Source organism: Pseudodesulfovibrio hydrargyri, from assembly GCF_001874525.1.
Classification (GTDB): domain Bacteria; phylum Desulfobacterota; class Desulfovibrionia; order Desulfovibrionales; family Desulfovibrionaceae; genus Pseudodesulfovibrio; species Pseudodesulfovibrio hydrargyri.
Map to the genome: position 1 here is coordinate 1077379 of NZ_LKAQ01000004.1, position 13327 is coordinate 1090705.

The 13327-nt window shown below is 63.4% G+C and carries 15 protein-coding genes; 9 read left to right on the forward strand and 6 right to left on the reverse strand.

Translation table 11 applies throughout. From position 1 onward, the window contains the following. Window positions 1-44: 44 nt before the first annotated feature. From BerOc1_RS09430 to BerOc1_RS19530, 5 genes are all read left to right on the forward strand, one after another. Window positions 45-890, forward strand: coding sequence for a DMT family transporter (locus BerOc1_RS09430; protein WP_071545456.1), 846 nt, complete (start codon window positions 45-47; stop codon window positions 888-890). A gap of 204 nt (window positions 891-1094) precedes the next feature. Then, window positions 1095-2438 (forward strand): glutamine synthetase family protein, encoded by a 1344-nt coding sequence (locus BerOc1_RS09435; RefSeq protein ID WP_071545457.1) that lies wholly within the window; start codon window positions 1095-1097, stop codon window positions 2436-2438. A gap of 563 nt (window positions 2439-3001) precedes the next feature. After that, on the forward strand, window positions 3002-4351 hold the full coding sequence (locus BerOc1_RS09440; protein WP_242652939.1) for an RHS repeat domain-containing protein: 1350 nt from the start codon (window positions 3002-3004) through the stop codon (window positions 4349-4351). 50 nt (window positions 4352-4401) lie between these two features. Next, window positions 4402-4944, forward strand: a complete 543-nt coding sequence (locus BerOc1_RS09445) for a hypothetical protein (RefSeq protein ID WP_071545458.1) — start codon at window positions 4402-4404, stop codon at window positions 4942-4944. 13 nt (window positions 4945-4957) lie between these two features. Next, window positions 4958-5083, forward strand: coding sequence for an RHS repeat-associated core domain-containing protein (locus BerOc1_RS19530; protein WP_504109387.1), 126 nt, complete (start codon window positions 4958-4960; stop codon window positions 5081-5083). A gap of 85 nt (window positions 5084-5168) precedes the next feature. Here the strand turns inward: BerOc1_RS19530 and BerOc1_RS09450 are convergent, their stop codons facing one another. The 5 genes from BerOc1_RS09450 to BerOc1_RS09470 all read right to left on the reverse strand — a co-directional run bounded on the left by BerOc1_RS09450 (window position 5169) and on the right by BerOc1_RS09470 (window position 7827). Beyond that, window positions 5169-5543, reverse strand: a complete 375-nt coding sequence (locus tag BerOc1_RS09450; protein WP_071545459.1) for a putative zinc-binding protein — start codon at window positions 5541-5543, stop codon at window positions 5169-5171. A gap of 24 nt (window positions 5544-5567) precedes the next feature. Further along, on the reverse strand, window positions 5568-5798 hold the full coding sequence (locus tag BerOc1_RS09455; RefSeq protein ID WP_071545460.1) for a thioredoxin family protein: 231 nt from the start codon (window positions 5796-5798) through the stop codon (window positions 5568-5570). A gap of 21 nt (window positions 5799-5819) precedes the next feature. Next, window positions 5820-6902, reverse strand: coding sequence for a permease (locus BerOc1_RS09460; RefSeq protein ID WP_071545461.1), 1083 nt, complete (start codon window positions 6900-6902; stop codon window positions 5820-5822). Window positions 6903-6979: 77 nt separating this feature from the next. After that, window positions 6980-7282: an ArsR/SmtB family transcription factor gene (locus BerOc1_RS09465; RefSeq protein ID WP_071547068.1), complete on the reverse strand. Its 303-nt coding sequence runs from the start codon at window positions 7280-7282 to the stop codon at window positions 6980-6982. Window positions 7283-7377: 95 nt separating this feature from the next. Continuing rightward, window positions 7378-7827, reverse strand: a complete 450-nt coding sequence (locus tag BerOc1_RS09470) for a hypothetical protein (RefSeq protein ID WP_071545462.1) — start codon at window positions 7825-7827, stop codon at window positions 7378-7380. A 186-nt stretch (window positions 7828-8013) separates the two neighbouring features. On the opposite strand from BerOc1_RS09470, the gene BerOc1_RS09475 reads away from it, so the two are divergent. The 3 genes from BerOc1_RS09475 to BerOc1_RS09485 all read left to right on the forward strand — a co-directional run bounded on the left by BerOc1_RS09475 (window position 8014) and on the right by BerOc1_RS09485 (window position 9957). Then, window positions 8014-8448 carry an MOSC domain-containing protein gene (locus tag BerOc1_RS09475; RefSeq protein ID WP_071545463.1) on the forward strand — a complete coding sequence of 145 codons (435 nt, stop codon included), beginning with the start codon at window positions 8014-8016 and terminating at the stop codon, window positions 8446-8448. 67 nt (window positions 8449-8515) lie between these two features. Continuing rightward, window positions 8516-8974, forward strand: coding sequence for an NfeD family protein (locus BerOc1_RS09480; RefSeq protein ID WP_071545464.1), 459 nt, complete (start codon window positions 8516-8518; stop codon window positions 8972-8974). A 2-nt stretch (window positions 8975-8976) separates the two neighbouring features. Then, window positions 8977-9957 carry an SPFH domain-containing protein gene (locus tag BerOc1_RS09485; RefSeq protein ID WP_071545465.1) on the forward strand — a complete coding sequence of 327 codons (981 nt, stop codon included), beginning with the start codon at window positions 8977-8979 and terminating at the stop codon, window positions 9955-9957. Between the two features lie 547 nt (window positions 9958-10504). On the opposite strand, the gene BerOc1_RS09490 is transcribed toward BerOc1_RS09485, so the two are convergent. Beyond that, a complete protein-coding gene (locus BerOc1_RS09490; RefSeq protein ID WP_071545466.1) occupies window positions 10505-12331 on the reverse strand; it encodes a hypothetical protein in 1827 nt (608 codons plus the stop codon). A 303-nt stretch (window positions 12332-12634) separates the two neighbouring features. Between BerOc1_RS09490 and BerOc1_RS09495 the strand changes: the two genes are divergently transcribed. Then, window positions 12635-13261 (forward strand): chloramphenicol acetyltransferase, encoded by a 627-nt coding sequence (locus tag BerOc1_RS09495; RefSeq protein WP_071545467.1) that lies wholly within the window; start codon window positions 12635-12637, stop codon window positions 13259-13261. The last annotated feature ends 66 nt before the right edge of the window (window positions 13262-13327 follow it).

Consider the following 13327-nt stretch of genomic DNA (forward strand, 5'->3'; position numbering starts at 1 on the left):
CCGCCGGAAGTGAATTCAATCCTGTATCCTTTCGCGAGTCCGCCATGTCCGTCACGGTAATGTTCGTCGTCCTCTGCGCGGCCCTGCTGCACGCCACCTGGAATTTCTTCGTCAAGAGCACGGCGGACAAGCACGCGGGCATGACCGGCGTGGTCCTCGGCCACGTGCCCTTCGGCGTGGCGGCGGTGATCCTCTCCCCGCTGCCTGATCCGGCCTGTCTGTCGTACATCCTGATCGGCGCGCTACTCCACGTGGGCTACCAGCTCTTTCTGCTCAACTCCTATCGCTTCGGCGACCTGAGCCACGTCTACCCGCTGGCGCGCGGGTTCGCGCCCCTGGCCGTGGCCGGTGTCTCGGCCGCGTTTCTTGGTGAATCCCTGTCCGGGGTGGAGCTGGTCGCCGTGCTGGCCATCGCGGCCGGGATCATGAGCCTGGCCCTGACCCGGCGCACCGACGGCATGCGCAACGGCCGGGCCGCGCTTCTGGCGCTCGGCACCGGCGCGTTCATCGCGGCCTACTCCCTGGTGGACGGCCACGGCGCGCGGCTGGCGGGCACCGCGCTCGGCTTCTACGGCTCCCTGACCATCCTCAACGGCCTGGTCCTGGCCGGATACATGCGCCTGACCCGGCCCGGCCTGGTGACCGCCTCCCTGACCCGGAACCTGCGCTTCACCCTGGCGGGCGGGGCGGCCTCGTTCACGGCCTACGCCCTGGTCACCTGGGCCTTCACCATGGCCCCCATCCCGCTGGTCACGGCCCTGCGCGAAACCAGTATCATCTTCGCCCTGCTTTTCGGCGTGTTCGGCCTCAAGGAGGGCCTCAACCTGACCAAGGTTCTGGCCACGGGCTGCACTCTGTTCGGGGCCTGCCTGCTGCGTTTCGGCCGGTAGCCGCCCGAAGCCGGTTTTTCACCCGAAAATGGCGTCTTTTCCCTCGTCCGTAACAAATTGAGGGACATTTTTATTGATAGCGGGCCCGGAAAGCGGGTAAACATCTAGGCATATCATCTCGAAAGCACCGGCATGGCCGTTTCGGCCCGAGGCCGCGCCCAGGAGGACGGCCCGTTGCTCCAACATCATAACCGGAGGAGTCTTATGAGTATCCCTGTTTTCAACTGCAAAAACGCGGACGACGTGATGAAGGCGGTCAAGGACTATAACGTCAGCTTCATCCAGTACTGGTTCGTGGACATCCTCGGCACCCTGAAGAGCTTCCAGATCACCCCGAGCGAGCTCGAGGCCTCCTTTGAGGAGGGCATGGGCTTCGACGGCTCGTCCATCCTCGGCTTCTGCCGCATCGACGAATCCGACATGGTCGCCATGCCCGATCCGACCACCTTCCAGATCTGCTCCTGGCGACCCTCGGAAAAGCCCGTGGCCCGCATGTTCTGCGACGTGGTCAACCCGGACGGCTCCCCGTTCGAGGCCGACTCCCGCTTCGTGCTCAAGAAGGTCATGGCCCAGGCCGCTGAGAAGGGCTATACCTTCTATGTCGGCCCCGAACTTGAATTTTTCCTGTTCGCCGATGACCAGGACACCGAGACCCTGGACGCGGGCGGCTATTTCGACGCGCCGCCGCTGGACCTGGGCAACAACATCCGCCGCGACATCATCTTCGCCCTGGGCGCCATGGGCATCCAGGTGGAGTACTCCCACCACGAGGTCGCCCCGTCCCAGCACGAGATCGACCTGCGCTACCAGGAAGGCATGAAGATGGCCGACACGGCCATGACCTACCGCGTGGTGGTCAAGGAGACCGCCCGCAAGTTCGGCTGCTACGCCACGTTCATGCCCAAGCCCATCTTCGGCGAGAACGGCTCGGGCATGCACGTCCACCAGTCCCTGTTCAAGAACGGGCGCAACGTCTTCTACGACGCCAACGACGAGTACCATCTGTCCAGCGAGGGCAAGGCCTACATCGCGGGCATCCTCAAGCACGCCCCGGAGTTCGTCTGCGTGACCAACCAGTGGGTCAACTCCTACAAGCGGCTGGTGCCCGGCTACGAGGCCCCGGTGTACATCGCCTGGGCGCGGCGCAACCGCTCGGCCCTGGTGCGCGTGCCCATGTACAAGCCCGGCAAGGAGAACGCCACCCGCATGGAGCTGCGCTGCCCGGACCCGGCCGCCAACCCCTACCTGGCCTTCGCTGTCCAGTTGGCCGCCGGCCTCAAGGGCATCGAGGAAAACTACACCCTGGCCGATCCGATCGAAGAGGATATCTTCGCCATGAACGACCGCCAGCTCAAGCGCAACCGGATCAAGGCGTTGCCCGGCTCCCTGTACGAGGCGGCCATGAACCTGCAGAAGTCCACCTTCATGAGGGATGTCCTGGGCGAGCACCTGCACACCGCCCTGGTCGAGAACAAGATCGCCGAGTGGGACGAATACCGCACCCAGGTCACCGAGTATGAATTGGACAAGTATCTGCCGATACTTTAGGGCGCTCAAGCAACAACAAAAAGGGCCCGCTGCCGATGCAGCGGGCCCTTTTTTGTTGTGCTTTCGCGCAGGGGGGGCGGCTTGCGATAGCGGGCCATCTGCACATTTTCCGAGGGCCCGCCTGATCCTCACGTACAGGGGGTACGCTGCGGTCAGGCGAACCCTCGAAAAATGCACAGCTGACCCACTCTCCCAAGCCTATCCATAGCGCGGCAAGAGAGCCGTTGTCGGGTGCTGCGCACCCGAGTCGCTCCAGGGGGAGAGGGGCGTTCGCACGGGCTTGCCGAAGGCACACAAAAAGCTTTGAAGGGGAGCCCAGAGGGGAAACTTTCTCGAAAGTTTCCCCTCTGGCCGATCGCTGCTGTCCTCATCCGTAGGGCTCGAAGACTCGCCAACGGCTGTAGGCCCGGAAGCATTCTTCCTCCCCTGTCAAGTTGCTTTTTTATGCTTATCGGGTGCTTTTGGGCGTCATTCTTGGACAAAACAGGGTGTTGGTCAAAACCGGGGGTATGCTGGTTGGGATTCCCGGGGACGGGCCTCGGGGGCGAAACCTGGAGGTTGCCATGGCAGCACCATATACCTGTGACGTGAGGCGCGGCCCGGACGGGCGCATTGTGGAGAAAACCGAGACGGTCAGGGGGCGCAAGTCCACCTGGACCTATGCCTATGACGGCGGCGGGCGGCTGGCCGAGGCCAAGCTGGACGGGCGGCTGATCTGCCAGTGCTGGTACGACCGCGAGGGCCGTCGGGTGCGGGATTATCTGCCCGCCACGGCTGGGGCCAATTACCGCGACTACCAGTACACCCCGGACAACCGGCTGATGCGCGCGGGGGGCGGGCAGTATTCGCACGACGAGCGCGGGTTCCGCTCCATCTGGTCGGACAAGGGCGTGTACACCCTGTACGAGTACAGCCCGGACTATCGGTTGCTCAAGGCCGAGGAAGAGGACCGCGACAAGGCCTTCACCTTTGCCCACGACGAGGACGGGCAACGCGTGGCCAAGTACCGGAACGGCCAACTCGTCGAGGCCTACCAGTGGCTCGACTTCGTGCGCCTGGCCGCGTTTTATGACGGGCGGCATCAATACGAATTCGCCTACCGCGACGGGGAGCGCACGCCCTTCGCCATGCGCCGCGACGACGGCACCGTGGCCGGGCTGTTCTACGACCAGGTCGGCTCCCTGCGCGTGGTTGCCGACGTGGACGACAACGTGATAAAGGAAGTGCTGTACGACCCGTTCGGCGGCATCATCGAGGACACCAACCCGGACCTGCGCCTGCCCATCGGCTTCGCGGGCGGCCTGCACGACCGGGACCTGGGCTTTGCCCGCTTCGGCTGGCGGGATTACGACGTCAGGACCGGCAGGTGGACCGCGCCGGACCCGCTGGGCGACAAGGGCGGCGACCTGGACTGGTACGGGTACTGTCTGGATGACCCGGTGAACGGGGTTGATCCGATGGGGTTGGAAGGTGGATTTCGTTTCGGAAAGCGCGAACTGGACATGCCAGGCGGAAAGCTCTTAAGGGGCTTTGGCCCGGCACAAGCTGCGACCGCACTCGGCATGCTGAACCCGGCGACGTTTCCTTTGGCAAGGCAGATGATGAAGGGGGCAAAGCGCCTGGACGATAAGAACAACGTGGAGCTCGTTCATGAACAGGGGTTTTATGAAGATGGCACAGGGGACAACATCGGGCTGGGTCAGGATGGTAAAATGGATGGAGAAGACATCAACCGATACAAGTTGGAAGACAAAGTGTACGACGACAAAAGAATGAGGCGCGCTGAAACGAGCACTCCTCTTGGAAAGTACAATGCCTGCGGCATCGGCGGGGAGAAGAACAATTGCCAGGATTATGCGGACAGGCTTAGAGATCGATACGAATTACTCAATCGCGGAGACAAGATGCGATAACAAAGTAGTGGGCTGGAAAGAAGGCTTTCCGGCCCATTTTTGGAGATGTCGTGAAAAAAGTACTCGTCATATTGATGGTGTTATCCGCCGGTGGTGTCTATTTCTATAACACCAACTGGTTTCAGGCGTTTTTTCGCAATGAAACATTTTACGAAACCATAGCGGACGTGCCGTTTGATGTCCTCAAGAAAGGGGAACGAATTTCTATCCCCCTCAAATACAAATATGACACCTGCTATGATGTCGCGGTTGCCGTCCCTGGGCGGGAACTGTCGGATTCCAGGGCAACCGGGGAAGGCCGACTTAAGTATCAGTTCGTATCCGATGGAGAAATACTTGCCAGTGGTGTAACCCAGCCCGTCGTTCGGCGCGGGTGGGGGGGAGACGATGATGTTTCCATACGTCCGTTGATGGTGTTTGATCTGCCGTTTCCGGAAGCTCCCGGGGATGTAATCTTGCAGCTTGAAGTGGTGGAACCCTTTGGGTTCATGCAAGAATACGAGGGGCATACCGCTATCGTCATCAACCCCGATTACACTCCGAAGTTCGACAAATGTTATCATGAGGACCTGCGGATAGATCAAGTGAAATAGCCTTACCCCGAGTCTGCACCTGCCCATCGGCTTCGCGGGCGGCCTGCACGACCGGGACCTGGGCTTCGTCCGCTTCGGCTGGCGGGACTACGACATCAGGACCGGCAGATGGACAGTCCACTTTCTCTTAGGAGGATGAGCCCGTCCAGCAGAGCACGATTTTGACCACGAAAAAGCCCCCACACGTGTGCGGCGGGGGGCTTTGTTCACTTTAAGGCGGGTTGTTATTTCGAGAACGCTTCGGAAACGGACCGCACCACGGTCTGGATGTTTTCCGGGGTGGCCGGGGTCTCGCCTTTCTTGAAGCCGAGGCCGTCGAGCTGGATGTGTTCGAACCCGGTGAAGCCCGCCTCCTCCAGGGTCCTGCGGGCGCAGTTCAGGGGACAGCCGTCGATGGCCACCACCTTTTGCGCCGCCTCGGTGGACTTGACGATGCCGGACACCCGGCCGCCGATGCCGGCCAGGCAGAACATCTTGGCCGTTCCCTCCCGGGACACGGACCGGGCGGCCTGGTCCGCCACCTCGCCGACGTCCGCCGCGCCGGAGCAGGAGAACACGAATTTCGGGGCCGCCTGACACGAGCAACCGCAATCTGACATGATGCCTTCCTCCTTGGTATGCGGCTACTTCAGCCAGCCGAGAACGTCTTTCTTGGACGGGGCCTTGCCGACCACCTTGACCTCGCCGTCGATGACCACCGCCGGGGTGGAGAAGACGCCGTACTTGGCAATTTCCTGGAAATCCTTGACCTTTTCGATGTCCGCCGCGATGCCCGCTTCGGCAACGGCGTCGCGCACGGTCTTTTCGGCCTGTTCACACTTGGGGCAGCCGGGGCCCATGACCAGAATCTTCATGCTAAACTCCTGTTGTATCGGTTAGATGATAGTGTTGAAAAGATAGCCGACGATGAGAATGCCGCAGCCGACCACCCCGATGAAGGCGGCGATGAGCCTGGGCTTGAGGACCTTGCGCAGGATGACCATCTCCGGGAAGGACAGGGCGATGACGGACATCATGAAGGCCAGGGTGGTGCCGAGCGCCGCGCCCTTGCCGAGCAGGGCCTCGACCACCGGGATGATCCCCGCCGCGTTGGTGTACATGGGGATGCCGAGCAGCACGGACAGGGGCACGGACCACCACGCCTCGCTGCCCATGATCACGGCCAACTGGCCTTCGGGCACGTAGCCGTGGATGGCCGCGCCCGCCGCAATGCCCAGGACCACGAACTTCCAGACCCGGCCCACGATGTCGCGCACGGATTCGAGCGCATAGATGAAACGGTCCCTCCAGGTCATGTGCGGTTCTTCGGCCGCCTCGCCCGCACGGATCTCGCGCACCCAGTCCTCGACGTACTGCTCCAGCCGCATGCGGCCCATGACCCAGCCCGCGACCACGGCGATACCGATGCCGGTGGCGAAGTACAGGGCCGCGACCTTCCAGCCGAGCAGCCCGTAGAGCAGGACCAGGGCGATCTCGTTGACCATGGGCGCGGCGATGAGGAAGGAGAAGGTCACGCCCAGCGGGATGCCCGCGGTCATGAACCCGATGAACAGGGGCACGGCCGAGCAGGAGCAAAAGGGCGTGACCACGCCAAGCCCGGCGGCCAGCACGTTGCCCGCCGATTCCCGCTTCCCGGCCAGGAAGGCGCGGGTCCAATTGACGGTCACGAACGAGCGCAGGATGCCCACGCCGTAGACCACCAGCAGCAGGAGCATGAGCACCTTGGGCGTGTCGTAGACGAAGAACTGCACGGCCGACCCCAGGTGGCTTGCCGGATCGAGCCCCAGCAGCCCGTAGGCGAACCACTCGGAAAAGGGCAGCAGTTGCAGGTAGAGGAAATACCAGGCGGCCACGGCCAGGGCCTGCAGGAGCAGGATGCGCCCGACCCCGGCCTCGTCTTTGACGGCCTTGGGAGCGCCGCCGTTGCAGGCGCAGGAGATGTTGTTCTGTTCAGACATGCTTACCTCGTTTGGCGAATCAGCCAAGTGTTTTCCCAAAAAAATATCCAACACCGCCCAGGGGATTCCCTGTTCTCTTACTTCCCCTTGGCCTCAATCACGGACTCGATGCAGTGGAAGAAGTTGATCACGCAGGGCACGCGCAGCCGGTAGTAGATGTTCTTGCCGCGCCGCTCGTCCTCGACGATGCCCGCATTCTTGAGTACGGCAAGGTGCTTGGACACGGTGGACATGTCCGCCCCGACCAGGTCGCGCAGGTCGCAAACGCACCGCTCGCCGCGCGACAATTCGTCGATCATCATCAGTCTCGACGGATGGGCCATGGCCTTGACCACCTTGGCCCGCTCCTCGAAACGGTCGGCCAATACGATTTCCTGCACCACGCGTACCTCCACGGTCTACAGTTGGCAATATAGCCAAGCATTGGTCCAAGTCAAGTGCGGGAGGGTAAAAAAAGGGAAAAAGTCGCCCGGGCTCAGTCGCGGGGTTCGATGGAGGCCCGGCCGTGGCTGTAGGCCAGCCGGTGGGGTTCGTTGCGGACCACGTGGTCCAGGGCGGCGTTCATGGGCGTGAAGCTGGTGATGGCCCCGCCGTTGGTGGTCACGGTGACGAAGACCTTCTGGCCCGGCCGGGGATTGAAGTAGACCATGCCCTCGGCCCGTTTCTGCCAGCCGCCGGAAAAGGTCTTGCAGCCGCCGACAAAGGAGTCGGGCACATAGGGGGTGATGGCGTAGACCTTCTTGAAGGTCACGTTGTTGAGGGTGCCGTCGGCGTTGTGGGCCACGGCCAGAACCTTGGTCACGGTGGCGATGGCCTTGATCTCCGATTCCTGGGCCATCATGGACAGGTAGTCGGGGTCCTGCGCACGCGCGGGCAGGGCAAGAACCAGGAGCAACAGTATCGAGAGGAGGGTGCGGATTTTCATGGGTATTTCTGATTTCCGGGGGTAAGCGGCGGAAACGAAAGCACCCTAGCCCAGATGGGCGGCAGGCGCAACAATGTGCAACAGGCCCGGTGCACAAGGCTGGGGAATACCCGTGGGGCTTGCCTTTCCGGTGTTTCGGGATAATTTTATACCTCACAAGTATGGAATATAACCCCGGAGGCAACCATGGGAACGGTACAGGCGGTCAATATCAGCGACAGGAAAGGCGAGAAAAAGCATGAGGTCGAGGCGATCACGCTCATCGAGGATTACGGTGTGGAGTCTGATGCCCACGGCGGCAGCGGGCGGCAGGTCAGCCTGCTCGCGCTGGAGCGTATCGAGGACATGAAGAAGGCGCTCGAGACCCTCAAGGCGGGCGATTTCGCGGAGAACATCACCACCACGGGCGTGGCCGCGTCCGAGCTTGCGCCCGGCATGCGCCTGACCGTGGGCGAGGCCGAGCTCGAGATCACCCAGATCGGCAAGACCTGCCACCACGGGTGCGCCATCCGCAAGCAGGTGGGCTACTGCATCATGCCGAAGGAGGGCGTATTCGGCCGGGTTGTCCGGGGCGGGGTCGTCAGAAAGGGCGACCGCATCGCCATCGTCCGGGGCGCGTGACCGCCGGCGGTCCGTATCGACAAACCCCGCTGAATCCGTTAGCTTTCATGGTGACCCGGGAGGTCCCATGGAATACTTCGCCTCGGCGCAAAACATACAGTGGCTCATCTGGCTCGGCGTGGGCCTGGTCTTTGTCATCGCCGAACTGGCGGTGCCCGCGTTCATCGTGGTCTTTTTCGGCGTGGGCGCGTTCATCGCCGGGGGCACGGCCTTTTTCGGGGCCACGGTTCCGGTCCAGCTGGTGGTCTTCGGCGTCTCGTCCGTGGTCCTGCTCATCCTGTTCCGCAAGATGATGGCCGCCACCTTCACCGGCGAAAAGGCCGAAGACGAAAAGGAACCGAACGTCATCGGCCAGCAGGCCGAGGTCGTGGACGCCATCCGTCCTCCCCAACCCGGAAGAATCAAGTTCCAGGGCTCGTTCTGGAGCGCCCGGAGCGGCGAAGCCGTGGAGCCGGGCTCCATGGTCCGCATCGTCAAGCGTGACGAAAACGACCTGAACGCCTTTGTGGTGGAAAAGGAGCAATAGATATGGATCCCGCAACCATGACTTCCCTGATCACGGCCCTGGTGTTCGTCCTCCTGGTGGTCGTCCTGATCATCAAGACCGCCGTGGTCGTGCCGCAGAAAAGCCAGTTCGTGGTCGAGCGGCTGGGCAAATACGCCAAGACCATCGGCGCGGGCCTGCACATCCTCATCCCGTTCATCGACCGCATCGCCTACAAGCGGTCCCTCAAGGAAGAGGTCATGGACATCCCGGCCCAAACCTGCATCACCCGCGACAACGTGTCCGTGACCATAGACGGCGTACTCTACATCCGCGTCATGGACGCCAAGATGTCCGCCTACGGCATCGAAAACTACTACATCGCCGCCTCCCAGCTGGCCCAGACCTCCCTGCGCTCGGCCATCGGCAAGATCGACCTGGACAAGACCTTCGAGGAACGCGAGACCATCAACGCCTCCGTGGTCCAGGCCGTGGACGAGGCCGCCCAGGAATGGGGCATCAAGGTCATGCGCTACGAGATCAAGGACATCACCCCTCCGGGCACCGTCATGGCCGCCATGGAGGCCCAGATGAAGGCCGAACGCGAGAAACGCGCCGAGATCGCCATTTCCGAAGGCGACCGCCAGTCGCGCATCAACCGCGCCGAAGGGTTGCGCCAGGAAGCCATCCACGTCTCGGAAGGCGAAAAGCAGAAACGCATCAACGAGGCCGAAGGCCAGGCCCGGGAAATCCTGCTCGTGGCCGACGCCACCGCCGAAGGCATCCGCAAGGTCGCCGAGGCCGTCAACCTGCCCGGCGGACCCGAAGCCATGAACCTCAAGGTCGCCCAGCAGTATGTCTCCGAGTTCGGCAAACTGGCCAAGACCAACAACACCATGATCATCCCCGCCGACCTCGCCGGTATGGGCGGCATGGTCGCCACCGCCACCGAAATCATCAACACCGCCATGCGCAAGGGCGGCAAGACCGCCCAGCCCGCTCAGGCCGAGTTCAAGGTGGAATAACCGCGCTGACCGTACCCGCGAATAGGCCTCGTTCGGATCACCGGGCGGGGCCTTTTTCGCGTGCCTGGGGGAACGTGGGGAGTGCCTCCGGCGGGCACCTCGCCGGGCGGGCGTCTCCGACGGCCAGGGAACCCTTTGGGAAAAGGGTTCCCTGGACCCTCCCAAACCTTTTGTGTCGCCTGCGGCGAAGGGGGGCGCGGAATGGCGGCTCGTTCCACGCGAGTGTGGAGTAGCTCGGCCCGGTGGTGTCCCGGAGTGTTCGCGCCGGACGTCCATGGGTTTCGGAGGGCCGCCCGGCGCGATCACTCCGGGACGGTTGCCAACGCCGCAGGCGGGCATGGCTGAACTTGAAAAACCGGTTTTGCGGCGTTTCGAAACTACGGAGAAAAGGTAAGCTTTTCTGGCTCCTCCGCACGCGCGAATGCGCATACAAAAAGTTTAGGAGGGTGAGAGGGGATGGGGGGTCTGGGGGAAGGGGAGAGAGGGAAACCCTTTTCAAAGGGTTCCCTCTCTCCCCTTCCCCCAGCCGCCGGAGGCTTCTTCTCGTCTACGCCAGGTGGCCGCCGGAGTCGATGATGGCCTGGATCTGGTCGTTGAGGGTATCGGCTTCGGAGCCGGTATGGAGGAAGGTGTCGAGCGCGGCGGGTTCCATGCCCACGAGGGTGACTTCGATGGAGTTGGAGCCGTCGCCGATGAGCAGGTGCAGGTCGCCGTCCGAGTAGGAGGAGCCTTGCAGTCGCAGGCCGTCGGCCAGGAAGAGGTGGTCGGCGTTGAGCGACTCGCCGTTGCTCGGGGTGAAGTTTTCCACGGTCAGTTTTTCGCCGTCCACCAGGGCTTCGCGGTTGAGGATGATGGAATCGGCCCCCTGGCCCAGGCGCACGTAGTCGTTGCCCGAGCCGGGCAGGATGTAGCTCTGGCCCACGGGTTCGTCGGTGGCGTGGGATTCCTCCAGGCCGTGGCCGAGGGGGCGGCCGGCCACGATGAAATCGTCGCCCGCGCCGCCGGAGATGACGGTCAGGAAATTCTGTCCCCCGTACAGGGCGTCGTCGCCCGCGCCGCCGTCGATGACCTCGGCGTAGGAGTAGGTGTCCCCCAGGCCGTCGACCACGGTGTGGGCCGAGCCGAAGATGGCGTCGTCGCCGTCGGTCCCGGCCAGGAACTCGGCGCGGTGAAAATCGTCCGACTCCCCGCCCACGGTCAGGGTGTCGAAATCGCGGTAGGCGGTCACGGAATCGATCAGGGTGCCGTATCCGTCGTTGTGGTCCGAGAGCTCGGAAAAGGTCAGGGCCGCGTGGTCCTGGTTGGCGGTCAGGGTGAAGCCGAGCTCGGTCCAGTCCGCGACCGAGGCATCGTTGCCTTCGCCGTGGCCCCAATTGGTGAAGTGGAAGCTGCCGGTCACGCCGCCGGTGGTGGTCACGCCCTCGCCCAGGGTGACCAGCCAGGCCCCGTCCCCGTAGGCCGCGTCCCAGGTGATCGTCGCCACGAGCTGATCGCCCAGGGAGACCTGGAAATCGTTGGTCTCCATGCCCGCGCCGTCGGGCGTGTTCCCCACGCGCGGAGCGAAGTTGAAGACGATGGTTACGTCCTCGCCCGCCCGGGTGGCTATGGCCTGGGACAGGGTGTCCTCGGAACCGGCCCGGGCGTCGAGCTCCATGAGCCGCTCACCCTCTTGCGGGTTCTGGTCCGTGCCCCAGGTCTTCATGGAGCCGCTCCCGTCCGGGCTTGCGACCATGAGAGAACGGAACGCCAGGCCGCGTGACGGGGGAGAATCCGGCTCGCCGGACCCGCCTGTATTCTGCCAGTGGTTCACGTCGTCGAGGTAGGACCAGCGGTCGCCGTCGTAGCCCGAGGCCTCGAAGCCCGGGTTGAGCACGATCTGCACGGGGGTGGTCTCGGGGTAGATGGTCACGCCGTCCTGGGCCGGAAGGGCTTCGCTTTCCACGGGCGCGGAGGACAGGGTTTCGGCCTGGGGCGTGGCCGTGGCCGCGAACAGGGAGCTTTGGCCGTCCAGGGCGTCCAGGCCGTCGCCCAACAGCCCGGGGTCGTCGGCGTAGGTTCCGGCCCCGGACCCGCCGGGCGCGTCGTCGGCCGCGGTCTCGAATTCCCGGTCAAAGGCGAACAGATAGACGCCGCCCGGCACCAGCTGGCCGTCGAGCATCTCGAAGACCGGCAGGGCGTCCTCCCCGGCCAGGGTCAGGTATCCGGCAAGGATCACGGTCCCGCCGCCGTTCGGGGTGATGACCAGATCATCCCCCGAGGCCGCGAAATCCGCTTGGGACAGGTCGAAAGCGAACCGCACCGGAACACCCGCCGCCAGTCGATACGTTGCCGTTTCGCCGGGTTCGGGAAGTTCCACTTTGATCTGTTCGACCATGACCGTGCTCCTCGGAATTGACTCCACTCGATGCCGCCGCAAGTATTCCCTACCATGAGTAGAATGGGCACTGTTTTTTGTCAACGTACGTATTGTGCATAATTCCTAATGGTTAGTTTGTGCAAAAACCCAGGGTCAGTTTTGTGTCCTGGGTTAGAGCCGGACATGCCTATCCGAGCGGGCACCCGGTCGGGGAGAATCGGTTGGTCGCGTGGTGAAGATTCGGCCGCATGTGTTTCGCGCATCCGGCCAAGCTCGCGGCAGGGCTTTACAGGCCCGGATCGGTCCCGTAGACCGGAAAGCATGAAGACACTCGACCTGCACGACTGGCCCCGAAAGAGCCTGTACGACTATTTCCGGACCCTGCCCTCGCCCCATTTCTCCCTGACCGCCGACGTGGACGTGACCGCGCTCATCACCAAGGCCAAGCCGCGCGGCATCGCCCCGTTCAGCGCCGTGCTCTACGCGGTCATGCGCGCCGCCAACCGCATCCCCGAGTTCCGCCAGCGGCTCGACGGCCCGGACGTGGTCGAGTTCGACACCGTCCACCCCGCGCCCACCGTGCCCATCGACGGTGACCGCTTCGCCTTCTGCTATTTCGACTACGCCGACCGCTGGCCCGACTTCGACCACGCCTGCGCCCGGGCCATCGAAACGGGCAAGCAACAGACCGAACTCAAGGACGATGCCGCCCACCGCCTGGACCTCGTCTTCACCACCTGCCTGCCCTGGCTGCACTTCACCTCCATGCACCACCCGGTCCAGGGACCCGACGACTCCTTCCCCCGCGTCGCCTGGGGTAAATTCACCGAACAGAACGGCCGCTGGACCATGCCCGTCAACCTCCAGGTCCACCACGCCCTGGCCGACGGCCTGCACGCCGGACGGTTCTACCAGTACATGCAGGAGACCCTGGACGGGTTCGAGTAGGCGCGGCGGTGGCAGGCCTCCGGCGGGCCCTCGCCGGGCGGGCGTCTCCGACGGCCAAAAAACCTT